The sequence below is a fragment of the Zobellia galactanivorans genome, assembly GCF_000973105.1.
Taxonomy (GTDB): Bacteria; Bacteroidota; Bacteroidia; order Flavobacteriales; family Flavobacteriaceae; genus Zobellia; species Zobellia galactanivorans.
The window spans coordinates 2,980,462-3,002,333 of record NC_015844.1 but is presented as its reverse complement, the minus strand read 5'-3'; the positions used below and the strand labels follow the sequence as shown (position 1 = coordinate 3,002,333).

At 41.4% G+C, this 21,872-nt stretch carries 31 protein-coding genes; 2 read left to right on the top strand and 29 right to left on the bottom strand.

Annotated elements, in window-relative coordinates; all coding sequences use genetic code 11:
• Nucleotides 1-3: 3 nt before the first annotated feature.
• Together ZOBGAL_RS12070 and ZOBGAL_RS12065 are read right to left on the bottom strand one after the other, a co-directional pair.
• The gene (locus ZOBGAL_RS12070; RefSeq protein WP_013993892.1) at nt 4-330 is read right to left on the bottom strand and encodes a DUF4907 domain-containing protein; all 327 of its coding nucleotides are present in this window, start codon (nt 328-330) and stop codon (nt 4-6) included.
• A 65-nt stretch (nt 331-395) separates the two neighbouring features.
• Nucleotides 396-1,394, bottom strand: a complete 999-nt coding sequence (locus ZOBGAL_RS12065) for a Kelch repeat-containing protein (RefSeq protein WP_013993891.1) — start codon at nt 1,392-1,394, stop codon at nt 396-398.
• 240 nt (nt 1,395-1,634) lie between these two features.
• Between ZOBGAL_RS12065 and ZOBGAL_RS12060 the strand changes: the two genes are divergently transcribed.
• Together ZOBGAL_RS12060 and ZOBGAL_RS12055 are read left to right on the top strand one after the other, a co-directional pair.
• On the top strand, nt 1,635-2,948 hold the full coding sequence (locus ZOBGAL_RS12060) for a DUF4270 family protein (protein WP_013993890.1): 1,314 nt from the start codon (nt 1,635-1,637) through the stop codon (nt 2,946-2,948).
• Nucleotides 2,941-4,194: an OmpP1/FadL family transporter gene (locus ZOBGAL_RS12055; RefSeq protein ID WP_013993889.1), complete on the top strand. Its 1,254-nt coding sequence runs from the start codon at nt 2,941-2,943 to the stop codon at nt 4,192-4,194. The genes ZOBGAL_RS12060 and ZOBGAL_RS12055 overlap by 8 nt, the downstream gene beginning before the upstream one ends.
• Before the next feature lie 8 nt (nt 4,195-4,202).
• Here ZOBGAL_RS12055 and ctlX read toward each other — a convergent pair whose 3' ends face one another.
• The 27 genes from ctlX to rplP form a co-directional block, all read right to left on the bottom strand.
• Complete coding sequence (gene ctlX, locus ZOBGAL_RS12050) at nt 4,203-5,135, bottom strand: citrulline utilization hydrolase CtlX (RefSeq protein WP_013993888.1); 933 nt, start codon at nt 5,133-5,135, stop codon at nt 4,203-4,205.
• Between the two features lie 124 nt (nt 5,136-5,259).
• Nucleotides 5,260-6,174, bottom strand: a complete 915-nt coding sequence (locus ZOBGAL_RS12045; RefSeq protein WP_013993887.1) for a dimethylarginine dimethylaminohydrolase family protein — start codon at nt 6,172-6,174, stop codon at nt 5,260-5,262.
• 110 nt (nt 6,175-6,284) lie between these two features.
• Nucleotides 6,285-7,571: a citrate synthase gene (locus ZOBGAL_RS12040; RefSeq protein ID WP_013993886.1), complete on the bottom strand. Its 1,287-nt coding sequence runs from the start codon at nt 7,569-7,571 to the stop codon at nt 6,285-6,287.
• Nucleotides 7,572-7,717: 146 nt separating this feature from the next.
• Nucleotides 7,718-9,253: a glycogen synthase gene (locus tag ZOBGAL_RS12035; protein ID WP_013993885.1), complete on the bottom strand. Its 1,536-nt coding sequence runs from the start codon at nt 9,251-9,253 to the stop codon at nt 7,718-7,720.
• A 133-nt stretch (nt 9,254-9,386) separates the two neighbouring features.
• Nucleotides 9,387-10,679, bottom strand: a complete 1,293-nt coding sequence (gene eno / locus ZOBGAL_RS12030; protein ID WP_013993884.1) for a phosphopyruvate hydratase — start codon at nt 10,677-10,679, stop codon at nt 9,387-9,389.
• A 113-nt stretch (nt 10,680-10,792) separates the two neighbouring features.
• Complete coding sequence (carA, locus tag ZOBGAL_RS12025; RefSeq protein ID WP_013993883.1) at nt 10,793-11,920, bottom strand: glutamine-hydrolyzing carbamoyl-phosphate synthase small subunit; 1,128 nt, start codon at nt 11,918-11,920, stop codon at nt 10,793-10,795.
• Nucleotides 11,921-12,013: 93 nt separating this feature from the next.
• On the bottom strand, nt 12,014-12,580 hold the full coding sequence (gene rplQ, locus ZOBGAL_RS12020) for a 50S ribosomal protein L17 (RefSeq protein ID WP_013993882.1): 567 nt from the start codon (nt 12,578-12,580) through the stop codon (nt 12,014-12,016).
• A 61-nt stretch (nt 12,581-12,641) separates the two neighbouring features.
• Entirely contained in the window at nt 12,642-13,634 is a 993-nt protein-coding gene (locus ZOBGAL_RS12015; RefSeq protein WP_013993881.1) for a DNA-directed RNA polymerase subunit alpha, read from the bottom strand.
• An 18-nt stretch (nt 13,635-13,652) separates the two neighbouring features.
• A complete protein-coding gene (gene rpsD, locus ZOBGAL_RS12010; protein WP_013993880.1) occupies nt 13,653-14,258 on the bottom strand; it encodes a 30S ribosomal protein S4 in 606 nt (201 codons plus the stop codon).
• An 88-nt stretch (nt 14,259-14,346) separates the two neighbouring features.
• On the bottom strand, nt 14,347-14,751 hold the full coding sequence (gene rpsK, locus ZOBGAL_RS12005; RefSeq protein ID WP_013993879.1) for a 30S ribosomal protein S11: 405 nt from the start codon (nt 14,749-14,751) through the stop codon (nt 14,347-14,349).
• A 12-nt stretch (nt 14,752-14,763) separates the two neighbouring features.
• Complete coding sequence (gene rpsM / locus ZOBGAL_RS12000) at nt 14,764-15,138, bottom strand: 30S ribosomal protein S13 (protein WP_013993878.1); 375 nt, start codon at nt 15,136-15,138, stop codon at nt 14,764-14,766.
• A 2-nt stretch (nt 15,139-15,140) separates the two neighbouring features.
• The gene (ykgO, locus tag ZOBGAL_RS23055) at nt 15,141-15,257 is read right to left on the bottom strand and encodes a type B 50S ribosomal protein L36 (protein WP_013305171.1); all 117 of its coding nucleotides are present in this window, start codon (nt 15,255-15,257) and stop codon (nt 15,141-15,143) included.
• 24 nt (nt 15,258-15,281) lie between these two features.
• Nucleotides 15,282-15,497, bottom strand: coding sequence for a translation initiation factor IF-1 (gene infA / locus ZOBGAL_RS11995; RefSeq protein ID WP_013751343.1), 216 nt, complete (start codon nt 15,495-15,497; stop codon nt 15,282-15,284).
• 2 nt (nt 15,498-15,499) lie between these two features.
• Nucleotides 15,500-16,843: a preprotein translocase subunit SecY gene (gene secY / locus ZOBGAL_RS11990; protein ID WP_013993877.1), complete on the bottom strand. Its 1,344-nt coding sequence runs from the start codon at nt 16,841-16,843 to the stop codon at nt 15,500-15,502.
• A 12-nt stretch (nt 16,844-16,855) separates the two neighbouring features.
• Nucleotides 16,856-17,308: a 50S ribosomal protein L15 gene (rplO, locus tag ZOBGAL_RS11985; protein WP_013993876.1), complete on the bottom strand. Its 453-nt coding sequence runs from the start codon at nt 17,306-17,308 to the stop codon at nt 16,856-16,858.
• A gap of 13 nt (nt 17,309-17,321) precedes the next feature.
• The gene (gene rpmD, locus ZOBGAL_RS11980) at nt 17,322-17,504 is read right to left on the bottom strand and encodes a 50S ribosomal protein L30 (protein WP_013993875.1); all 183 of its coding nucleotides are present in this window, start codon (nt 17,502-17,504) and stop codon (nt 17,322-17,324) included.
• Between the two features lie 11 nt (nt 17,505-17,515).
• Nucleotides 17,516-18,040, bottom strand: coding sequence for a 30S ribosomal protein S5 (rpsE, locus tag ZOBGAL_RS11975; RefSeq protein ID WP_013993874.1), 525 nt, complete (start codon nt 18,038-18,040; stop codon nt 17,516-17,518).
• An 8-nt stretch (nt 18,041-18,048) separates the two neighbouring features.
• Nucleotides 18,049-18,405 (bottom strand): 50S ribosomal protein L18, encoded by a 357-nt coding sequence (rplR, locus tag ZOBGAL_RS11970; RefSeq protein ID WP_013993873.1) that lies wholly within the window; start codon nt 18,403-18,405, stop codon nt 18,049-18,051.
• 9 nt (nt 18,406-18,414) lie between these two features.
• A complete protein-coding gene (gene rplF, locus ZOBGAL_RS11965; RefSeq protein ID WP_013993872.1) occupies nt 18,415-18,957 on the bottom strand; it encodes a 50S ribosomal protein L6 in 543 nt (180 codons plus the stop codon).
• Between the two features lie 18 nt (nt 18,958-18,975).
• Entirely contained in the window at nt 18,976-19,374 is a 399-nt protein-coding gene (gene rpsH, locus ZOBGAL_RS11960) for a 30S ribosomal protein S8 (RefSeq protein WP_013993871.1), read from the bottom strand.
• Between the two features lie 66 nt (nt 19,375-19,440).
• A complete protein-coding gene (rpsN, locus tag ZOBGAL_RS11955; protein ID WP_013993870.1) occupies nt 19,441-19,710 on the bottom strand; it encodes a 30S ribosomal protein S14 in 270 nt (89 codons plus the stop codon).
• Nucleotide 19,711: 1 nt separating this feature from the next.
• Nucleotides 19,712-20,263 carry a 50S ribosomal protein L5 gene (gene rplE, locus ZOBGAL_RS11950; protein ID WP_013993869.1) on the bottom strand — a complete coding sequence of 184 codons (552 nt, stop codon included), beginning with the start codon at nt 20,261-20,263 and terminating at the stop codon, nt 19,712-19,714.
• A 3-nt stretch (nt 20,264-20,266) separates the two neighbouring features.
• On the bottom strand, nt 20,267-20,581 hold the full coding sequence (gene rplX / locus ZOBGAL_RS11945; protein WP_013993868.1) for a 50S ribosomal protein L24: 315 nt from the start codon (nt 20,579-20,581) through the stop codon (nt 20,267-20,269).
• Nucleotides 20,582-20,595: 14 nt separating this feature from the next.
• Nucleotides 20,596-20,964, bottom strand: coding sequence for a 50S ribosomal protein L14 (rplN, locus tag ZOBGAL_RS11940; protein WP_013993867.1), 369 nt, complete (start codon nt 20,962-20,964; stop codon nt 20,596-20,598).
• A gap of 1 nt (nt 20,965) precedes the next feature.
• A complete protein-coding gene (gene rpsQ, locus ZOBGAL_RS11935) occupies nt 20,966-21,226 on the bottom strand; it encodes a 30S ribosomal protein S17 (RefSeq protein WP_013993866.1) in 261 nt (86 codons plus the stop codon).
• A gap of 13 nt (nt 21,227-21,239) precedes the next feature.
• Entirely contained in the window at nt 21,240-21,431 is a 192-nt protein-coding gene (gene rpmC / locus ZOBGAL_RS11930; protein WP_013993865.1) for a 50S ribosomal protein L29, read from the bottom strand.
• An 8-nt stretch (nt 21,432-21,439) separates the two neighbouring features.
• Nucleotides 21,440-21,871: a 50S ribosomal protein L16 gene (gene rplP / locus ZOBGAL_RS11925; protein WP_013993864.1), complete on the bottom strand. Its 432-nt coding sequence runs from the start codon at nt 21,869-21,871 to the stop codon at nt 21,440-21,442.
• Nucleotide 21,872: the final 1 nt, after the last annotated feature.

Sequence of the window (21,872 nt, the reverse complement as noted above, 5' to 3'; positions counted from 1 at the left end):
GATTTAAAATGTTATTTGCATATGCTGAAGTTCTGAAACGGTAATAAATGGATCATCGCCTTTTTTCAGTTTTTCCATTACGACATCACCTATTAGCCGTGCCTCTTCTTCAGACTTAAAGGGTCTCTTCCCTTGGATTGCCGGTATAAATTCTTGTTTGACCAATACCTTATTGTCATACAGAATCTGATAACCATAGCCCTCATCAACTTCTATGACTTGGGTTTGGAGGCCCGTTGTTCGCACTGCGCCATCCTTTAAGCGAAATGCGACGGATACGAGAACCATGAACAAAACGCCAAATAATAGATATGTTTTTTTTGCTTTCATATAAACCCAATTAAAAAATGGGGCAGTGCCAAAAGTACTGCCCCATAGCTCACTCAAATAAATAACTAGTCTTCATCATCATATTCATCAAAAGGAAAAAACTCGTATAGGTCATCCAAATACAGACTTCCGGTCCTTCCCAAACCAACAACGGCCTTGCTCCCGTTGGAAAAAACGACCGCATCTTGCCTGCTCGTTCCCTCAAAGTCGGTTTTCAGCTCCCATTCATCCGTACTGGGGTCGTATTGCCAAACCGAAGCCAAAGTACCGCTAGACGTGCCACAAGCTATGTAGCCATAACCGTTTAAGGTAAAGCCTACCGCGTTACTTCGTGTTATACTGTAATCATCTTCTTCGTCTAGGTCAAGTTTTTTGGTCCAAGTCTCGCTTGTTGCATCGAAGGCCCAAAAATCATCGAGATAGATGCCGTTAGACACCCCTGTTCCCAAATACACCTTATCGCCAATGGTAAAGGTAGTAGCCGACCGTCTTTTATCTCCTCCAAAACCAACAAGTTCCGACCAAGAGTCCGTACTAGGGTCGTACTTCCAAAAATCCTTACGATCATTATCACCGTCGAAGCCTGTTCCAAAATAACCGAAACCGTTCATTCCAAAAGCTACGGCGCTCCTTCTTCCCGTTGACGGTAAGGAAGCTATCTCTTGCCATGAGTTGGAACTCGGGTCATAGGCATAAAAATCGTTCAATTCGTCCAACCCATCATAGCCCGAGCCGATATAGCCCTTTCCATCGACCTCAAAACCTACGGCCGCATTTCTAGCGCTTCCGATAAAATCTGCCTTTTGAGACCAAAAGTCGCCGTCCATATCGTAAGACCAAAATGAGGTAAGGTAATCGTCGCCATCGTATCCTACCCCGGTATACCCCATATTACCTATGGTAAAACTAGAGGTGCCGCTACGTGGACTTCCATCAAAAACAGACCTACCCACCCAGTTTCCAAGATACTCATCGTCATCATCGTCATTTGAGCAGCTGATCAATGAACAAGTCATTATGCTAAAAATCGTTATTGTTCCTATATAGTACTTGAATCCTTTCATGTGCCTTTCTATTATGTTAGCCAGTTAATTTTTGTCAAAACTAGAACACGGTTTACTCCCATGAAACCGAAATAGATAAAGCCGTTCATTTAACACATGAACACCTCGATTTAATCGACCAAAACGATTCTGGCTTTAGTCGCTAAAAACAAGGTATTGGTCATAAAACTATGAGGGTTGGTCTATTGCGGTTTTGAAGCACTGCAACGCACAATACTTTTACCTGCAAATACTACTTATATGAAGAATGTCCTAATCATTTTTATCTGTTCGTTTCTGCTAATTTCATGCAGCACCGACGCCTTGAACCAGTCGGATTTTGAAGCTGGGGATGCCTTTACCGATAGCGATATACGCGTGATTCAATTAGACACGATGACGGTAGCTTTCTCGACCATGAAATTCGATAGTATAGACACATCACAATCTTCCCGCATGCTTGTCGGTAAATATAAGGACCCTGTTTTTGGGGCCGTTAAAACCGCCAGTTTTATGGAATTGATTCCTAGCTCGTATTTCATCGACACCGATGCCGTATACGATAGCATCACTTTTCTTCTTAAGCCTGACGATTACTATTATAACGACACCCTACAGGTCAACACCATACATATAAAACAATTGAACGAAAACCTTAAACCCGCCGATGGTGTTAATTTTTACAATACCAGCAGCATAGGTTTCGATGAAGATGACCTCGGCTTCCTGACCTATACCCCAAGGCCCTTATCTACCGATACCCTTGAAATAAAACTCACCGATACCTTCGGCACTACACTTTTCGATAATTTACAACAGAAAAAAATAACGACGTACGACGAGTTTAAAAACTACTTCTACGGTATAAGCGTTCAACCGGGTGACAGCGATGACGGTTCTATCATCGGTTTTTCATTGACCTCCAATATGCGTCTCTATTACAGCATCGCCGGAGAAAGCGAACGAACCCAATATTCAACCGACTTCACTATTAACACCCTTAGCTCTCCCTTACCGTTTTTCAATCAAATTTCCACTGAAGAAGCCAACGAGTACTTAAATGCCCTGACCGACCAAGAGGTTAACCTCTATAGTTCGGAAACCGAAAACCTGAGTTTTATACAATCGGGTATCGGTATAGCCACTCGACTAGAGTTTCCACATATAAAATCCGTATTCGACATTCAAGGACAGGGCACCTTATTAGATGCCTCACTTAGAATTACGCCCGAAATAGGCTCGTATAACGACCTATTGACCTTACGGGATACATTGTCAGTCTTTATCGTAGACCAAAACAACGAACTGACCGACCAACTGTATTCAACCGATGGTACGGCTGCCCAGGCCATTTTAAATAGGGACAATGAAGAATTTAACGACATCTACTACGAACTCCCCTTAAGTGGTTATTTGGAAGATTTACTGTCCACTGACCTAGAATCATCAGATGCCTTGATTCTTCTACCAAGCAATTACAATTCGACAGTGGACCGTTTTGTTCTCAACACCGATATAAACACTCAAGGCACCACACTTGAACTTACTTATGCAATCTATGATGAAGATGAATAAAGCCTTACTTTTTTCCATATCCATATCCATATTCTTGTTCAACCTATGTTCGATACGGGCACAATCGGAAGGTTTGACCAGTTCGCCCTATTCCTTATACGGTCTAGGCGCCATAAACCAATCCAGCATAGGGCGCACCAACGGAATGGGCTATACAGGAATAGGCCTAAAGACTTCGAATCAAATCAACAACCTCAACCCCGCCAATTTCGCCTTGATTCCGCAAGGTTCATTTTTTTACGATGTAGGAATAAAGGGAGAATACAACCAGTACAGCAACAAAGCCGACAATGAAACAAAGACTACCCTGAATTTTTCAAACTTGGCCTTCGCCTTTAGGGTGGCGGAAAATTTGGGAGCAGGTATATCGCTCGTTCCCTATAGTGAAATGGGATATTCCTTGGTGGGAATAAAGACGAATATTGAAGGTTCGGAGGAAACCTTTGAAAGCAATGTTAGCGGACTTGGAGGGTTAAGTGAACTCAAATTCAATTTAGGCTATAGTATTATACCCAATTTCAGGTTGGGTGCCAATGCTTCTTTTTTATTCGGGAATATTGAGGAAACCGAAGCCTTTGCCATAAACCAGAGCACCTTTAGTTCTGAGGAAACCACAAATTATTCGGGTATACGTTTCGGTCTTGGTATGCAGTTCGATATTTCGGAGCAACTTACCTTGGGGAGTACCGTTCAATTCCCGACAAGTTTAAAGGGCAACATAAAACGGTCGATAACCAAAAGCTTGGACGGTACCGAAATTACGGTTGAAGACGGGGCAAGTGATACGTCAGCGAATTTCAACATGCCCCTTGAACTTGGAATCGGACTAAGCACAACCCTTTTAAAGTCATTTACCGTAAGTGCCGATTATAAGAAAAACTACTGGGACGCCACAGGGCAAACCGAAAGCCTTGGAAGTTACGCCGATCAAGACATCTACGCCATTGGCCTTGAATACGTAAAAAATCCCAGCAGCTATAAGTATGCCGACCGTATCCGTTACCAAACCGGCTTTAATTACGACAATGGCTACTTGGCCATTAACGGAAAAAAAGTTGATGGCTACAATATTACCGCAGGTATAGGTATACCCGTTGGCCAAAGACAAAGGTCTATGATGAACCTATCTTACAGCTATGGTTCAAAAGGGCAGATTCAGAATATCTTGATAAAAGAAAACTTTCACCTATTGACCCTAAACCTAAGCCTTGAGGACCTATGGTTTCAAAAACGAAAAATTAATTAGTCGCCCCCCTATTTGGAACGGGGAAGAAAAACTTCGGCCATCATGCAACGGGCACTTCCACCGCCACAGGTCTCGATAGTCTTCAATGAACTATGGATAATATCGCAATGCTTTTCGATGGCATCGATTTGGTTTTGATCTAGACTTTCGTAAGCCGCCGAACTCATCACCAAATACCGTTTGTCATCAGCCCCAAGAACCTGAAGCATGTTTCCTGCAAAATGGTGCATCTGTTGCTCGGTAATGGCTATGATTTCCTTTCCATCCTGCTTTAGATGGTCGACCACGTTCTTGCGTTCTTTTTTATCATCTATGGTATCAAGGCAGATTACGGAAAAATCTTCTGCAAGACACATCATCACATTGGTATGGTAAATGGGCATTCTTTTACCGTCAACGGACTGGTTTGCCGTAAAAATCACTGGCGAATATTCGAAATCTTCACAGAATTCTATAAAAAGTTCTTCATCGGCACGTTCGGATAGTGCACAATAAGCTTTATTATTCACTCGATCTAAGGCCATGCTTCCCGTGGCCTCCAAAAAAACACCTTCGGCTTCGGCAGATGTATAATCTACAACGTTCTCGATTTTAAACCCTTGTTCCTCTAGAATATCCAAAATATCCTCACGTCTTTCATTACGCCGGTTCTCTGCAAACATAGGGTACAGGCCAATAGTACCATTGGCATGAAAGGAAATCCAATTATTAGGAAATATAGAGTCTGGGGTATCGGGTTCTTTGGTATCTTCAACAACTACCACGTTCACTCCTTTTGAGCGCAGTACTTCTACAAAAGCATCAAATTCTTGCTGTGCTTTTTCATTGATCGTCGTATTCTGAACATCAATATCTTCTTGAAAATAATTATTGACGGCGGTCTGTTCGTTCATTCTAAAACTTACCGGGCGGATCATTAGTATAGTGTTCGTAACCTGCATAAGAAACTCAATTAATTTGAGGCAAAATTAGTGTTTTTAAAGCTGAGCAACCTCGTATAAAACTAAATAATTATGATATGTTTTAGCCAAATAAAAAATAAGCATTCAACTACTTGAGACCCTATTATTCCCGTACCAAGGGCAGGGTACTGCAACGCAAAAGCCCTTCTTGCTTGGCGATTTCAGCATAGGGAACCTCTTCTACCGTAAACCCCTGTTCACGTAACCACCAATTGAGCCGGGTAAAGTTCTTTTCAGAAATCACTACTTCCGGTGAAATGGAAAATACGTTGCTGAACATTTGATACATTTCATCAGATGTAATCTCGAATATATTATCCTTTCCGAAAAAATCGACCAACCATTGATACTCTTCCTCTACCAAGAAACCATTTTTGTGCAATATGGCCTTTCCCTTGCCCAATGGCTGAAAACAGCAATCGAGATGCAAGGCATTTTGCTTGGCATCCGTATTACTTTTTCGAAGCTCAAAAGACTTTACTTTTTTATGGGGAAATTGTTCGCTTATATATTCTACCGCAGCCTTATTGGTTCTTGCCGTTATATAATCGGCGTAATCACTGCCGGTATATGTGCCTATAAAAATGTAATCGCCCCAGGGCATTACATCACCACCTTCAACGTGAACCGCCTCTGGTGGATGCAAGATATGTGCATCATCTATTTCATCCAGAACATGAAGGATGGCCTCTACCTCCTTTTCCCTATCGGGAAGAATATTGGCTATGATAAGTTTGTTTTCTATAACAAAAGCGATATCCCTTGAAAAAATCTGGTTACAGTCTTGCAATACCTCGGGGCGGTACACCTGCACACCATACTTTTCAAACACCTTTGCAAGCGCCTCCATTTCTGCGACCATATCGCTTTCCTTCGGATAGGTGCCGGCCTTTATGTGTTCCAATGACTTGGGATCATAGGCCTCCTCTGGTTTCGGCGTGGGGCCACAACTTTCTGCCGTACCCAGAACCAGGACTTTTAACCTGGAAATCTCATCGTTAACATGAAGCTTTAACATATACTTTTATTGGCAAAGATAAGAGAACGGAATATTGCGCAAAATATAATCGAAAATAAAAATGCCCCCTTCAGATTTACCAAAGAGGGCATTCAAATTATTTTATGGCACTATCTTAAATCAACTTCAACAAAGGGGCGTTCGGTTTCCCCAATGTAAATCTGTCTTGGTCTTCCTATTGGTTCCCCTCTCAGGCGCATTTCCCTCCATTGGGCAATCCAACCAGGTAAACGGCCCAAGGCGAACATTACGGTAAACATTTCGGTCGGAATACCTAAGGTTCGGTAGATAATACCCGAATAGAAATCTACGTTCGGATAGAGTTTTCTGTCAACGAAGTACTGATCTTCCAAGGCTTCTTTCTCAAGTCCTTTGGCAATATCCAAGATAGGATCTTCGATACCCAAATCGCCCAAGACATCATCGGCCGCTTTTTTGATAATTTTGGCACGTGGGTCAAAGTTCTTGTAAACCCTGTGTCCAAAGCCCATTAACCTAAATGGATCTGATTTATCCTTGGCCTTGGCCATATATTTTTTCGTATCACCACCGTCTTGTTCAATTGCTTCCAACATTTCAAGCACAGCTTGGTTGGCCCCACCGTGCAACGGTCCCCATAAAGCGGAAATCCCGGCAGAAAGTGACGCAAAAAGACCGGCATGGGAAGAGCCTACAATACGTACGGTAGAGGTAGAACAGTTCTGCTCATGATCGGCATGTAAGATCAACAATTTATCCAATGCATCGATTACGACGTCATTTTTCTGATAGACTTGGTTTGGTTTTTTGAACATCATTTTGTGAATGTTCTCAACATAGCCCAATGCATCGTCACCATAATCTAAAGGCAAGCCTTTCTTCTTTCTAAGCGTCCATGCTACCAATACCGGAAATTTGGCCAATATCCTAACAATGGCGTGGTACATATCTTTTTCCGATGAAATATCGACCGTCGACGGATTAAACGCTATCAAGGCGCTCGTCAAGGAAGAAAGGACACCCATGGGATGTGCCGATTTTGGAAAACCATCCAATATTTTCTTCATTTCCTCGTCTACATGTGACTCTTCTTTGATGTCCGCATGAAATTTTTCAAGCTCTTTCCTATTCGGAAGCGCCCCAAAAATCAACAAATAGGCTACTTCCAAAAAATTGGCCTTTTCTGCCAACTCCTCGATAGAATAGCCACGGTATCTCAAAATTCCTTTTTCGCCATCCAAGAAAGTAATGGAACTCTCGCATGAACCCGTGTTCTTATAACCCGGATCGATCGTGACCATACCTCCTGTGACCGATCGAAGTGTTTTGATATCTATGGCGAGTTCACCTTCTGTGCCTTTTATTACTGGAAAATCGTATTTCTTACCGTTATACTCTAGAGTAGCTTTATCTGACATTTTTTGACTTTGCTTAAATTTGAAGTGAGTGTAAATTTACGGAAAATGTTACATCTTAACAATGCCACTTTTTCGTTTAATTTATAATTAACAATGATATTGATGATTCTATAAATTGCCTCTATCCAAATAGGGGCGCATATCACTTATAAAACGTAAAGTTTTTCATAATATGCATCTAATGATTTCTCCCAAGTAAAGCGGACTTTCTTGGCATTGGCCTTGATTTTTTTCCATTTGGGCTTATCATTTTCCCAAACGTCTAGGGCTTCACTAAAATTCTTGACCATATTTTTGACCTTCTCGTCATAGGTAACCCCGTCAAAAGCAAAACCGGTGACATGATGTTCGACCGTATCCTTTAAGCCGCCCGTATGATGCACAAAACAAGGATTGCCGTTTCGCATGGCCAACATTTGACTAATACCGCAGGGCTCGAAAAGGCTGGGCATGCAGTAAAGGTCACTTTCCAAATATATGGAATCGATCAGGTCTTCCGACTGGCCGTTCGTGAAAACAAAATTTTTGTGTTTATAGCTCATTTCCCTAAAGAACTCTTCATAACCGGGGTCACCTGTACCGAGCAGCATGAATATACCATCTATTTTTCTCAGGCGCGCCAGCATTTCCTCGAAGGCTTCCGGCGACCTCTTAAAGAAGTAAAATTTCTGTTCCGTAAGGCGCGCCACACTAGACACGATAAACTTGGGCCTTTCGTCTACATAAAGCATGATCTTTTCACCGGTGTGCGCCAAAAAATCGGCTTTGTATTTTTTCGATTCGTCTTGCAACCACCTAAACAAAGCCTTTACGGTATTTCTATACAAGAAGCCCTTATCTTGCTTTCGTATATCATTGTAGTTCGACGCGTTAAGAATACCAAAAAGACGGCCTTCGTTATTGGCTTGCTGCAAATCTTTCTCCAAGCTTTCTCCCCCTACGAATTCGGGCCTTGCACTCGGAAGCATGACATCTTCTTTGTATGAGGGGGAAACGGTATGGACCGCGTCGGCCAACCGAATACCCACTGCCATGAGGTTGATACAGTCTTCATAGCGCGGATCTTTTAAGGCTTCATGATCCAATTGCAACTCAGGGAACCAATTATGCACCGAAGCGTAATTGTCATAGAAGGGCCGTATTCCCTGTATGGCCAAGTTATGTATGCTGTACACATAGCGCATTTTCTTCAGGTCTTTGTAACTCGGATGGTAAGTTTTCAAGAAGAGCAGGGCACTTGCGTGCCAATCGTGCATATGAACCACATCCAAATTTCCAAAGGCTCCCATTTTTATGGCCTCTGCAACCGCGGTACAAAAAATGACGTACTTGATAAAATCGGTATAAAAGGGTTCAGTAGGGTCATCATGGTAAATATGGGCAATACCCCCTTCTTCAATTTCAGGATGATGGATAACATAGTGTACAATGTTCGGACATTCTTTTTTGCCCACCACCTCGTACAATTCGGCCGTATAGACCGTACCTCTTAATTGAAAATTCAAATTGGTTCTGAAGAGTCCGTTTTTATGCAAACGCGAATAGGACGGAACCACCACTTGAACCTTATCTCCCCGCTTAGAAATATGCCTTGGCACATCGCGGACTACGTCGCCCATACCACCCGCCTTACAGTTTGGAATCGCATCGTTTTCGGCTGCTACAAAAAGGAAGTTATTCATGGGAGAAATCGGTTAGAAGTTTGTTAAAAAGATAGGTAAACTTTGGCATTGAACCAAGAAAAAAAGCCTTTCAAGTTCGAAAATAATCGAATGAAAGGCTTTTTCTAAAAACAAGTTTTTCTTACCGAAACCCTTATTTTATCTTAAATGCTTTATCCTGAGGATAATAAGCCGTATCTCCTAATTCTTCCTCGATACGAAGCAATTGATTGTACTTGGCCATACGATCCGATCTTGAAGCCGAGCCCGTTTTAATTTGTCCGGTATTCAAGGCAACTGCCAAATCGGCAATGGTGTTATCTTCGGTTTCACCTGAACGGTGGCTCATAACAGAAGTATAGCCTGCATTTTTAGCCATATTTACCGCCGCTATCGTTTCGGTAAGCGTACCGATTTGATTTACTTTGATCAATATAGAATTGGCAATACCGTTTTCAATACCTTTTGACAAACGCTCAACATTGGTAACAAAAAGGTCATCGCCCACCAACTGAACTTTATCGCCTATTTTTTCGGTCAATGCTTTCCAACCGTCCCAATCGTTCTCGTCCATACCATCTTCAATAGAGATGATGGGGTATTTAGCGCTGAGGTCGGCCAAATATTGAGCTTGCTCTTCCGATGTTCTCACCACACCCTTATCTCCTTCAAATTTGGTATAATCATATTTACCGTCTACGTAGAACTCGGCAGAAGCACAATCCAAGGCTATCATAACCTCGTCACCTAATTTGTAACCGGCCTTTTCAACAGCCTTCGCAATAGTATCAAGTGCGTCTTCGGTTCCTCCGGCCAAGTTTGGCGCAAAACCACCTTCATCACCTACAGCCGTACTCAAACCTCTATCGTGCAAAACCTTTTTAAGGTTGTGGAAGATTTCGGTTCCCATTTGCATGGCATGTGAAAAATTCTTCGCTTTTACCGGCATCACCATAAATTCTTGAAAGGCGATAGGGGCATCGGAATGCGAACCACCGTTAATGATGTTCATCATCGGAACAGGTAAAGTATTGGCACTAACACCACCTACATAACGATATAATGACATACCTAATTCGTTAGCAGCAGCTTTGGCCGCGGCCAGAGAAACACCAAGAATGGCGTTTGCCCCTAATTTAGATTTATTAGGCGTACCGTCAAGATCAATCATAACCTGATCAAGAAGGTTCTGCTCAAAGACAGACATGCCCAAGATTTCTTCTGCGATTATCGTATTCACATTTTCTACGGCCTTACTAACACCTTTTCCCATAAAGGCATTTCCTCCGTCACGTAACTCTACCGCTTCGTGCTCTCCTGTAGAGGCCCCAGAAGGTACCGCTGCTCTACCCATTACCCCATTTTCGGTAATTACATCTACTTCTACCGTAGGGTTTCCTCTTGAATCTAAAATCTGGCGTGCGTGTACGCTAAGTATAATACTCATAAATATTATTTTAAGTTTGGAATTCTCTTAAATTTAACTAGCCGCAAATATACGAAACAGTGCTAGTAAAGCACCGTAGAATGCACGTATATTACCGCGGATATAACGATTACTTAACTTTTGGCCATTTCTACTGAATTATTTTCGATCATTTCGTAAAACTGATCAAAAAGATACTCGGCATCATGTGGCCCGGGACTAGCTTCCGGGTGGTATTGTACAGAAAAGACATTTTTGTCTTTCATACGAATACCCGCAACGGTCTGGTCGTTAAGGTGGACATGTGTAATCTCAAGGCTTTCATTGGCCTCGGTCTCTTCCCTATTAATGGCAAAACCGTGGTTCTGGGAAGTGATTTCCCCCTTACCCGTAAGCAAGTTCAATATGGGGTGGTTTATACCCCTGTGCCCATTGTGCATCTTATAGGTAGACACCCCGTTGGCCAAAGCAATGACCTGATGCCCCAAGCAGATACCAAAAACAGGTTTCCCACTATGGATCATTCCTTTTGAGGTTTCAATGGCTTCCGTCAAGGGTTCGGGATCACCAGGACCATTGGAGATAAAATATCCGTCAGGCGCCCAAGCTTCCATTTCGGGGAAAGATGTATTATAAGGGAACACCTTAATATACCCTCCGCGTTTGGCGAGGTTCCTCAAAATATTTTTCTTGATTCCTATATCGAGTGCGGCGATTTTGATACTTGCGTTTTCATCGCCCACATAATACGGCTCCTTGGTCGACACTTTAGAAGCGAGCTCCAATCCTTCCATACTAGGCACTTCCGCCAGTTGTTTTTTCAAGCCCTCTATATTATCGACTTCGGTAGAGATAACGGCGTTCATAGCCCCATTGTCACGAATATAGCTCACCAAGGCCCTTGTATCTACGTCCGATATGGCAAATAGGCCATTATCGTCAAGAAAGCCTTCAAGGCTCTTATCGGCCCTTGGTCGTGAATAATTATAACTGAAGTTTCTACAGACCAATCCGGAAATTTTAATCGAATCCGACTCAACCTCTTCGGCTACCGTACCATAATTACCGATATGGGCGTTGGTAGTTACCATAATCTGACCGAAATACGAAGGATCGGTAAAAATCTCCTGATACCCCGTCATTCCCGTATTGAAACAAACCTCGCCGAAGGCCGTTCCTTCCTTATCACCTACTGACTTACCGTAAAATATGGTTCCATCGGCCAACAATATCAATGCTTTTTTTCGGGTCTGATACTTCATATGTTTCCTAATTTTTTAATTTCACAAATAAACATAAAAAAAGGATAAACTATTAAGTTTATCCTTTTCCAAATATTATTAGATATCAACATCTTATTCTTCTGAATCGTCAGCTTTAGTTTCGATATCCGTTTGAGCTTCCGCTTCAGAATTTTCGGCGGCCACTGGTGGCGTCTTAGTTTCCTTAGCATCAACTTTTGCACTTTCTTCCTCGGCCTTACTACCACCTCTTCTACTTCTTCTTGTAGTTTTCTTCTTAGGCTTACCGGCATTGTAAAGCTCGTTGAAATCAACCAATTCGATCATTGCCATATCAGCGTTATCCCCAAGACGATTACCAAGTTTGATAATTCTTGTATAACCACCTGGTCTATCAGCTACCTTTTCGGCAACAGTACTGAACAATTCAGTAACTGCGTATTTGTCTCTAAGGTTTTTGAAAACGATACGTCTGTTATGTGTTCCCTTTTCAGCTGTAAGGTTGTTCTCTGCTTTTGATTTAGTAATCAAAGGCTCAACAAACTGCTTTAACGCCTTAGCTTTCGCTACGGTCGTATTGATTCTCTTGTGTTCGATCAAGGAACATGCCATGTTGGCCAACATCGCTTTTCTGTGCGCTGTCTTACGTCCTAAATGATTGACTTTTTTACCGTGTCTCATTTCTTTCTTCTAATGTATTTCTCCAATCCCAGGGCATTTCCCTTCGTGTAAGAAATAGCGATTAATCTTTATCTAATTTGTATTTCGAAAGGTCCATTCCGAAGCTAAGCCCCTTATTGATAACCAATTCTTCTAGTTCTGTTAACGACTTTTTACCGAAATTTCTAAATTTCATCAAATCGTTCTTATTGAAAGAAACCAAATCTCCCAATGTATCAACCTCGGCAGCTTTCAAACAGTTCAAGGCACGTACGGAAAGATCCATATCTACCAATTTTGTTTTCAACAACTGACGCATATGCAATGACTCTTCGTCATAAGTTTCCGTTTGTGCGATTTCATCGGCCTCTAGGGTGATGCGCTCATCGGAGAACAACATGAAGTGGTGAATCAAAACCTTGGCACCTTCGGTCAAGGCATCTTTTGGATGTATCGAACCATCGGTAACAATTTCGAAAACCAATTTTTCATAATCGGTCTTTTGCTCTACACGAAAGTTTTCGATGCTATATTTTACATTTTTGATAGGTGTAAAAATAGAATCTACTGCAATAGTACCAAGTGCGGCATTCGATTTTTTGTTTTCTTCAGCAGGAACGTATCCACGACCTTTGTCGATAACGATTTCCATATTGATGCTCACTTTGGAATCCATATTACAGATTACCAAATCAGGGTTCAACACTTGATAACCCGAGATGAACTTTTGAAAATCCCCAGCGGTCAATTGCTCTTTTCCACTAACGGAAATAGATACAACCTCTGCTTCTGAATCGTCTATCTGCTTCTTAAAACGAACTTGTTTCAGATTCAATATTATTTCAGTAACATCTTCTACAACGCCTGAAATAACGGAAAACTCGTGTTCTACACCATCTATTCGTACAGAGGTGATCGCATGGCCTTCCAACGATGAAAGCAATACTCTTCTTAGTGCGTTCCCAACAGTCAATCCATAACCAGGTTCCAAAGGACGGAATTCGAACTTTCCTTCGAAATCCGAGGAATCGATCATTATTACTTTATCGGGTTTCTGAAAATTAAATAATGCCATATGAATTAGTGTTCTTTATTATTTAGAGTAAAGCTCAACTATTAATTGTTCTTTGATATTCTCAGGAATCTGAAGTCTTTCAGGAACGCTAACAAACGTACCTTCTTTCTTTTCAGAATTCCACGTAATCCATTCGTACACTTTGCTGTTGGAAGCAAGTGAATCTTGTATGGCCTGTAAAGATTTAGATTTTTCACGTACACCGATTACATCGCCCGGCTTTAATGCGTATGATGGTATGTTTACCAATTCACCATTAACGGTAATGTGTCTGTGCGACACCAATTGTCTCGCTCCTCTTCTTGTTGGGGAAATACCCATACGGAAGACCACATTATCTAAACGTGATTCACACAATTGTAAAAGAACTTCACCGGTAACACCCTCTTTTCTCTTAGCAGTAGCAAATATATTTCTAAATTGCTTTTCCAAAATACCATAAGTGTATTTGGCCTTTTGCTTTTCCATCAACTGTACCGCGTACTCAGATTTTTTACCTCTTCTTCTTGCGTTTCCGTGTTGTCCTGGTGGGTAATTCTTTTTTTCGAAAGATTTATCATCTCCGAAGATAGCTTCGCCGAACTTACGGGCGATTTTACTTTTTGGTCCTGTATATCTTGCCATTTTCTTTAGTTTAGAAGTGTGATTATGAATTAAGGCTTATCCTTCGATAATCGTTAACAACACTTCTGTGAAATAATATAGTGATTAATTAAACTCTTCTTCGTTTCGGAGGACGACATCCGTTGTGCGGCATCGGTGTCACGTCAATAATCTCGGTAACTTCGATACCAGAGTTATGAATGGCGCGAATTGCAGACTCTCTTCCGTTACCAGGTCCTTTTACGTAAACCTTTACTTTTCTCAAACCAGCTTCGTGAGCTGTTTTTGAACACTCTTCAGCCGCTACTTGAGCTGCGTAAGGCGTGTTTTTCTTAGAACCCCTGAAACCCATTTTTCCAGCAGATGACCAAGAAATGACATCTCCTTTTTTATTGGTAAGGGATATAATGATATTATTGAAAGATGCCGTTACGTGAGCTTCGCCAACAGAATCGACTATTACTTTACGTTTCTTAGCAGCTTTTGCACTTGATTTTGAAGTTGCCTTTGCCATAATAACTACTTATTATTTAGTCGCCTTTTTCTTGTTGGCAACCGTTTTTCTTTTTCCTTTTCTCGTCCTAGAATTATTCTTTGTACGTTGTCCACGAAGGGGAAGACCAGATCTGTGACGAATACCTCGGTAACAACCGATGTCCATCAGACGCTTGATATTAAGCTGAGTCTCTGAACGTAACTCGCCTTCTATTGTATAAGAAGAAACGGCATCCCTGATACGACCTATTTCATCATCGTTCCAATCAGATACTTTTTTATCTTCATCTACCTGGGCCTTTTCCAATATTTCTTTAGCCCTACTTCTACCGACACCAAAAATATAGGTCAATGCAATTACGCCCCTTTTCTGTTTTGGTATGTCTATACCTGCAATTCTTGCCATAATTATCCTTGTCTTTGTTTAAATCTAGGATTCTTTTTGTTGATTACGTACAACCTGCCCTTTCTGCGTACTATCTTGCAGTCGGCACTTCTTTTTTTAACTGATGCTCTTACTTTCATCGTTCTTATTCTTCTATCGTATTACTAATATCTATATGTAATTCTGGCCTTGCTAAGGTCATACGGACTCATTTCCAGCTTTACCTTATCACCGGGAAGCAACTTAATGTAATGCATACGCATCTTTCCGGAGATATGGGCCGTTACTACATGACCGTTTTCTAATTCAACCCTAAACATTGCATTTGACAATGCTTCAATTATAGACCCGTCTTGTTCTATTGCTGCTTGCTTAGCCATAATTATGCGACTTTTCTATTTTTACCAGTTTTCATTAATCCATCATAATGCCTGTTCAAAAGATAAGCATTCACCTGTTGAACCGTATCTATGGCCACACCAACCATAATCAATAAAGAGGTGCCTCCATAAAACATTGCCCATCCGGCCTGAATATCCATTAACTTAAGCACTACTGCCGGTAAAACTGCCAACAGGGCCAAAAATACCGATCCTGGCAAAGTTATTAAAGACATAATCTTATCCAAGAAATCACCGGTTTCCTTTCCAGGTCTGATACCCGGAATAAAACCACCGCTTCTTTTTAAATCATCTGCCATTTTGTTCGTGGGAACCGTAATAGCCGTATAGAAATATGTAAAGACGATAATAAGAAAGGCGAACAATAGGTTGTATGCCAATCCGAATATATCTTGAAACTGTACCTCCATCCACTGGCCAGCACTGGTATTGTTGAACGTCTTACCTATTAAACTAGGAGCGAACATGATTGCCTGGGCAAAGATAATGGGCATTACCCCAGAAGCATTAAGTTTCAGAGGAATATATTGCCTCGATCCCATAACGTTCTTCTCATATCCACCCGACGCCGTTCTCCTTGCGTACTGCACCGGTATTTGACGTGTAGCCATCACCAAAAGAATACTGGCCAAAATAACCAAGAACCAAAGTATAACTTCAATTAGGATAAACATCAACCCACCGTTATTGTCAACGGTTCTAGAAATAAATTCTTGAACAAATGATTGTGGCATGGTCGCTATAATACCAATCATGATCAATAGTGAAATTCCGTTACCGATACCTTTATCGGTAATCTTTTCACCCAACCACATGGCAAACACACACCCTGTTACCAAAATGATAACCGCCGGAATCATAAAGTCCAATCCTTTACCTAAAACGAAGGCACTGTCTTGGACACCGAAGGCCTCCAATCCGTACAGATAGGCTGGCGCTTGAACGACACAAATACCGATCGTAAGCCAACGAGTAATCTGATTCTTCGTTTTTCTACCACTCTCCCCTTCTTTGTCCAACTTCTGCAAATAAGGAATGGCGATACTCATAAGCTGTACAACAATAGATGCCGATATATAGGGCATGATACCCAAGGCAAAAATTGAAGCGTTAGCAAAAGCACCACCTGTAAAGGCATTCAATAAGCCGAAGATCCCGGAATCGGTACCTGAGGCTAATTCCGCCAATTGAGTAGAATCAATACCCGGAAGAACTATTTGACAACCAAAACGGTATACCAACAACAAACCAAGGGTTAGTATAATCCTATTCCTTAGTTCGTCTATCTTCCAAATATTGGATATGGTCTCGAAAAATTTCTTCATGGTCAGTTATGCTTATAAATTTATTGCTTCTCCACCAGCAGCTTCAATGGCCGCTTTAGCACTTGCCGTAAATTTATGCGCTGAAACTTTAAGTGAAGCTTTCAATTCCCCACCACCCAATATTTTTACCAGGTCTTTACTTTTAGCCAAACCGTTGTCTACCAAAGTTTCAAAAGTAATAACGTCTTTAACTTTTTTGTTATCGACCAACTCCTGTAACTTTTCAACATTGATACCTTTATACTCTACTCGGTTTATGTTCGTGAAACCAAACTTGGGCACACGTCTTTGCAAAGGCATTTGACCACCTTCAAAACCAATTTTCTTAGAGTAACCAGATCTAGACTTGGCACCTTTATGTCCTCTTGTAGCTGTACCGCCTTTACCAGACCCTTGACCTCTACCTACTCTTTTGCCCGCTCTATTGGTAGCACCATCGGCTGGCTTTAGATTACTTAAATTCATTATAATATGCTATTTAAGCTTCCTCAGTGGAAACCAAATGTTCAACTTTAGCTATCATACCGAGTATATTCGGCGTGGCATCATGCTCTACTACTTGACCAATTTTCTTGAGACCCAAAGCCATCAATGTACGCTTTTGGTTCTGTGGCCTTTTGATGCTGCTCTTCAACTGTTTTACCAGAATTTTCTTTGCCATAATATCTTTACTTATCCTTTAAACACTTTTTCAAGGGAAACCCCTCTTTGGCTTGCTACGGTCTTAGCATCCCTAAGTTGCAAAAGTGCATCAAAAGTAGCTTTCACCACGTTGTGAGGGTTAGATGAACCTTGAGACTTAGAAAGTACATCTTGTACACCTACAGCCTCGAGTACGGCCCTAACGGCTCCACCTGCAATAACCCCGGTACCGTGAGATGCCGGTTGGATATAAACGCGAGCTCCACCGAATTTCCCCTTTTGCTCATGTGGCAAGGTTGCCTTGTTCAAAGGAATACGAATCAAGTTCTTCTTAGCGTCTTCTATAGCCTTTGCGATAGCAGTAGCTACTTCTTTTGATTTTCCTAAACCGTGACCAACAACCCCGTTTTCATCACCTACAACAACTATAGCTGAAAAACCGAAAGCTCTACCACCTTTAGTAACCTTGGTAACACGTTGTATGCCTACCAATCTATCTTTAAGTTCCAACCCACTGGGTTTTACGGTCTCTACGTTTTTATATTTCTGGTACATACTCTTATTTAAAAATTAAGTCCTGCTTCCCTTGCTCCTTCAGCCAAAGATTTCACTCTTCCGTGGTAAAGGTTACCACCTCTATCAAAAGCAACTTTTTCAATACCTGCTTCTTTGCACTTAGTAGCAATCGCTTTACCTACAAGGTTCGCAATCTCTGTCTTAGTACCTTTTTCTTTTGCCAAATCTTTATCCCTTGACGACACGGCTACCAAAGTAGTACCTTTAGTATCATCTATAACCTGGGCATAAATTTCGTTATTACTTCTAAAAACGGACAATCTAGGTCTTTCCGCTGTTCCATTGGAAACCTTTCTGATTCTTCTCCGTATTCTCTGTTTTCTTTCGCTTGTTGATAATCCCATGATATACTATTAAGCTGATTTACCTGCTTTTCTTCTTAATTGTTCGCCAACAAACTTAACCCCTTTTCCTTTGTAAGGCTCTGGCTTACGGAACGAGCGTATTTTAGCGGCTATTTGGCCTACTAACTGCTTGTCGTGCGATGTCAATTTTATAATTGGGTTCTTTCCTTTTTCAGATGTAGTCTCAACTTTAACCTCTGGGGCCAAGTCGATAACAATGTTATGGGAAAAACCTAGGGCGATGTCTAATTTCTGACCTTGGTTGCTAGCTCTATAACCAACACCTACAAGTTCCAATTCTTTTGTCCACCCTTTTGAAACACCTTCGATCATATTTCTGACCAAAGAACGGTAAAGACCATGCTTTGCCTTGTGCTCTTTTGAATCTGACGGTCTGGTTACCCAGACTTGGTTATCTTCTATCTTTACCTCGACGGCGGAAAACTCTTGGGTAAGTTCTCCCAACTTGCCTTTAACGACAATCTCGTTATCCTTAACCTCAACAGTAACCCCTTCAGGAATAGCTACCGGATTATTACCAATTCTTGACATTTCTTACTATTTATCCTATTAATATACGTAGCAAAGCACCTCGCCACCTACATTTTCATTTTTCGCCTGCTTGCTAGTCATTACCCCATGAGAGGTAGATACTATCGCTATCCCTAAGCCGTTTAAGACCCTAGGCAGATTTTCAGCACCGGTATACTTACGTAGACCTGGCTTACTTACTCTCTGAATTTTTTTGATAACAGGCTCTTTAGTGGCCTTGTCGTATTTCAAAGCTATTTTAATAGAGCCCTGAACTTTATCTTCTTCAAATTTGTAACTTAAAATATAGCCCTGATCGAACAATATTTTAGTTATCTCCTTCTTCACCTTTGAAGCGGGTATCTCTACCACTCTGTGACCAGCTCGGCTGGCGTTTCTAACTCTCGTTAGATAATCTGCTATAGTATCTGTAACCATTTGTATATAATTCGGTAACGGTTTTCGTCTTTATTAACGAACCTGAAACCAGTTATTCAATAAATATTACCAGCTTGCTTTTTTAACACCTGGAATAAGACCTTTGTTTGCCATTTCCCTGAACATAACCCTAGAGATACCGAAAGTTCTCATGTAACCTTTAGGTCTACCTGTCAACTTACAACGGTTGTGCATACGAACAGGTGATGCGTTACGTGGCAACTTTTGCAATGCTTCGTAATCTCCAGCTTCTTTCAAAGCCTTTCTTTTCTCGGCGTATTTTGCAACAGTTCTCGCCCTTTTGCGCTCACGGGCTTTCATTGATTCTTTAGCCATACTAGTTCTTTTTAAAAGGTAATCCTAATTCGGTTAATAATGATTTTGCTTCCTTGTCCGTTTCGGCCGAAGTAACAAAGGTAATATCCATTCCGTCAATTCTATTGATTTTATCAATATTGATTTCAGGAAAAATTATTTGCTCCGTTACACCAAGGCTATAATTTCCACGACCATCAAAGCCAGTAGCCTTAATACCTTGAAAATCACGAACACGAGGCAATGCACTAGTGATCAAACGATCTAAAAATTCGTACATACGCTCACCACGCAAAGTTACTTTGGCGCCAATCGGCATACCTTTTCGCAACTTGAACGCAGCAACATCCTTCTTAGACAATGTGGCAACCGCTTTTTGACCAGTAATATTGGTCAATTCGTCTACCGCATGATCGATAAGTTTCTTATCTGCTACAGCGGCACCTACACCCCTACTAACAACTATCTTCTGAAGTTTCGGCACTTGCATTACATTCTTGTAACCAAACTCTTCTTTAAGCGCATTTACTATACGCTCACCATATTCTTTCTTTAACCTTGAAACGTAAGCCATAACTTATATTACTTCATTGGATTTCTTAGAAAACCGGACTTTCTTTCCGTCTCTTACCTCATAACCTACTCTCGTTGTCTCACCTGATTTAGAATCGATAAGGGCAAGATTGGAAATATGGATAGGAGCTTCTTTTTTTACGATACCACCTTGAGGGTTCTGCGCACTTGGCTTCTGATGTTTAGAAACCATGTTCGCACCTTCTACGATAGCTTTGTTCTTCTCACGGTCTACGGTCATGACCTTGCCTTCAGTACCTTTATGGTCTCCTGCAATGATACGAACCGTATCTCCCGTTTTAATTTTCAACTTTTTCATGCTTTGCTCTATTATTAAAGTACCTCAGGGGCCAATGAAACAATTTTCATGAATTGCTTATCGCGAAGTTCGCGCGCAACCGGACCGAAAACACGGGTTCCTCTCATCTCTCCCGTTGGGTTCAACAATACACATGCATTGTCATCAAAACGGATGTACGAACCATCTGGCCTTCTTACTTCTTTCTTTGTTCTTACAACCACCGCCGTAGATACAGCACCTTTTTTGATACCACCGTTAGGCGTAGCCTCTTTAACGGTAACAACGATCTTATCTCCGATGGAAGCATATCTTCTCTTGGTACCACCAAGTACACGAATGGTCAAAACTTCTTTTGCCCCAGTGTTATCCGCTACCTTTAATCTTGATTCTTGCTGTAACATATTATTTAGCTCTTTCTAAGATTTCTACTAAACGCCAAGTTTTAGTCTTGCTTAACGGGCGTGTCTCCATTATCTTAACGGTATCACCTTCGTTGCAATCGTTTTTCTCGTCGTGCGCAACGTACTTTTTCGTTTTCAAAACGAACTTACCGTACATAGGGTGCTTTACTCGCTTTACCTCAGCCACAACAATGGATTTCTCCATTTTGTTACTGGTTACAACCCCTATCCTCTCTTTTCTTAAGTTTCTTTTTTCTTCCATAAAGCAGAACCAGTTATTGGTTTTCCCTATTAGTTAATTCCGTTGCCAATCTAGCTACCGTTCTTCTTGCCTTTCTGATTTGAAGCGGATTCTCAAGAGGGGTTACAAAATGCCCCATTTTAAGATTCGCATGCTGCGTTTTGAACTCAGCCAGCTTTTGCTTAAGCTCTTCTATAGACAATTCTTTAATTTCCTTGTTTTTCATGGTACACCTTAGATTAAATCTTGATCAACGTAGTCTCGAGCAACAATAAACTTTGTCTTGACCGGTAATTTCTGTGCTGCCAACCTAAGCGCTTCTTTAGCTATGTCCATAGGTACACCGGCAACTTCAAACAAAACCCTACCTGGCTTAACAACCGCCACAAAGTATTCTGGAGCACCTTTACCTTTACCCATACGTACTTCCAATGGTTTTTTAGTAATAGGCTTGTCCGGAAATATCTTTATCCACAACTGGCCTTGTCTTTTCATGTATCTAGTAGCCGCAATACGCGCTGCTTCTATCTGACGTGACGTTATAAATTTTGAATCCAAAGTCTTGATGCCGAACATACCATTCGATAGTTGATGTCCACGGCCCGCATTACCTTTCATGCGGCCTTTTTGCATCTTGCGAAACTTGGTTCTTTTAGGTTGTAACATT

Coding starts and splice junctions, on each gene's coding strand:
- ZOBGAL_RS12070 (WP_013993892.1), bottom strand. CDS start 330: ATGAAAGCAAAAAAAACATATCTATTATTTGGCGTTTTGTTCATGGTT.
- ZOBGAL_RS12065 (WP_013993891.1), bottom strand. CDS start 1,394: ATGAAAGGATTCAAGTACTATATAGGAACAATAACGATTTTTAGCATA.
- ZOBGAL_RS12060 (WP_013993890.1), top strand. CDS start 1,635: ATGAAGAATGTCCTAATCATTTTTATCTGTTCGTTTCTGCTAATTTCA.
- ZOBGAL_RS12055 (WP_013993889.1), top strand. CDS start 2,941: ATGAATAAAGCCTTACTTTTTTCCATATCCATATCCATATTCTTGTTC.
- ctlX (WP_013993888.1), bottom strand. CDS start 5,135: ATGCAGGTTACGAACACTATACTAATGATCCGCCCGGTAAGTTTTAGA.
- ZOBGAL_RS12045 (WP_013993887.1), bottom strand. CDS start 6,174: ATGTTAAAGCTTCATGTTAACGATGAGATTTCCAGGTTAAAAGTCCTG.
- ZOBGAL_RS12040 (WP_013993886.1), bottom strand. CDS start 7,571: ATGTCAGATAAAGCTACTCTAGAGTATAACGGTAAGAAATACGATTTT.
- ZOBGAL_RS12035 (WP_013993885.1), bottom strand. CDS start 9,253: ATGAATAACTTCCTTTTTGTAGCAGCCGAAAACGATGCGATTCCAAAC.
- eno (WP_013993884.1), bottom strand. CDS start 10,679: ATGAGTATTATACTTAGCGTACACGCACGCCAGATTTTAGATTCAAGA.
- carA (WP_013993883.1), bottom strand. CDS start 11,920: ATGAAGTATCAGACCCGAAAAAAAGCATTGATATTGTTGGCCGATGGA.
- rplQ (WP_013993882.1), bottom strand. CDS start 12,580: ATGAGACACGGTAAAAAAGTCAATCATTTAGGACGTAAGACAGCGCAC.
- ZOBGAL_RS12015 (WP_013993881.1), bottom strand. CDS start 13,634: ATGGCATTATTTAATTTTCAGAAACCCGATAAAGTAATAATGATCGAT.
- rpsD (WP_013993880.1), bottom strand. CDS start 14,258: ATGGCAAGATATACAGGACCAAAAAGTAAAATCGCCCGTAAGTTCGGC.
- rpsK (WP_013993879.1), bottom strand. CDS start 14,751: ATGGCAAAGGCAACTTCAAAATCAAGTGCAAAAGCTGCTAAGAAACGT.
- rpsM (WP_013993878.1), bottom strand. CDS start 15,138: ATGGCAAGAATTGCAGGTATAGACATACCAAAACAGAAAAGGGGCGTA.
- ykgO (WP_013305171.1), bottom strand. CDS start 15,257: ATGAAAGTAAGAGCATCAGTTAAAAAAAGAAGTGCCGACTGCAAGATA.
- infA (WP_013751343.1), bottom strand. CDS start 15,497: ATGGCTAAGCAAGCAGCAATAGAACAAGACGGGTCTATAATTGAAGCA.
- secY (WP_013993877.1), bottom strand. CDS start 16,843: ATGAAGAAATTTTTCGAGACCATATCCAATATTTGGAAGATAGACGAA.
- rplO (WP_013993876.1), bottom strand. CDS start 17,308: ATGAATTTAAGTAATCTAAAGCCAGCCGATGGTGCTACCAATAGAGCG.
- rpmD (WP_013993875.1), bottom strand. CDS start 17,504: ATGGCAAAGAAAATTCTGGTAAAACAGTTGAAGAGCAGCATCAAAAGG.
- rpsE (WP_013993874.1), bottom strand. CDS start 18,040: ATGTACCAGAAATATAAAAACGTAGAGACCGTAAAACCCAGTGGGTTG.
- rplR (WP_013993873.1), bottom strand. CDS start 18,405: ATGGGATTATCAACAAGCGAAAGAAAACAGAGAATACGGAGAAGAATC.
- rplF (WP_013993872.1), bottom strand. CDS start 18,957: ATGTCAAGAATTGGTAATAATCCGGTAGCTATTCCTGAAGGGGTTACT.
- rpsH (WP_013993871.1), bottom strand. CDS start 19,374: ATGGTTACAGATACTATAGCAGATTATCTAACGAGAGTTAGAAACGCC.
- rpsN (WP_013993870.1), bottom strand. CDS start 19,710: ATGGCTAAAGAATCAATGAAAGCCCGTGAGCGCAAAAGGGCGAGAACT.
- rplE (WP_013993869.1), bottom strand. CDS start 20,263: ATGGCTTACGTTTCAAGGTTAAAGAAAGAATATGGTGAGCGTATAGTA.
- rplX (WP_013993868.1), bottom strand. CDS start 20,581: ATGAAAAAGTTGAAAATTAAAACGGGAGATACGGTTCGTATCATTGCA.
- rplN (WP_013993867.1), bottom strand. CDS start 20,964: ATGTTACAGCAAGAATCAAGATTAAAGGTAGCGGATAACACTGGGGCA.
- rpsQ (WP_013993866.1), bottom strand. CDS start 21,226: ATGGAAGAAAAAAGAAACTTAAGAAAAGAGAGGATAGGGGTTGTAACC.
- rpmC (WP_013993865.1), bottom strand. CDS start 21,431: ATGAAAAACAAGGAAATTAAAGAATTGTCTATAGAAGAGCTTAAGCAA.
- rplP (WP_013993864.1), bottom strand. CDS start 21,871: ATGTTACAACCTAAAAGAACCAAGTTTCGCAAGATGCAAAAAGGCCGC.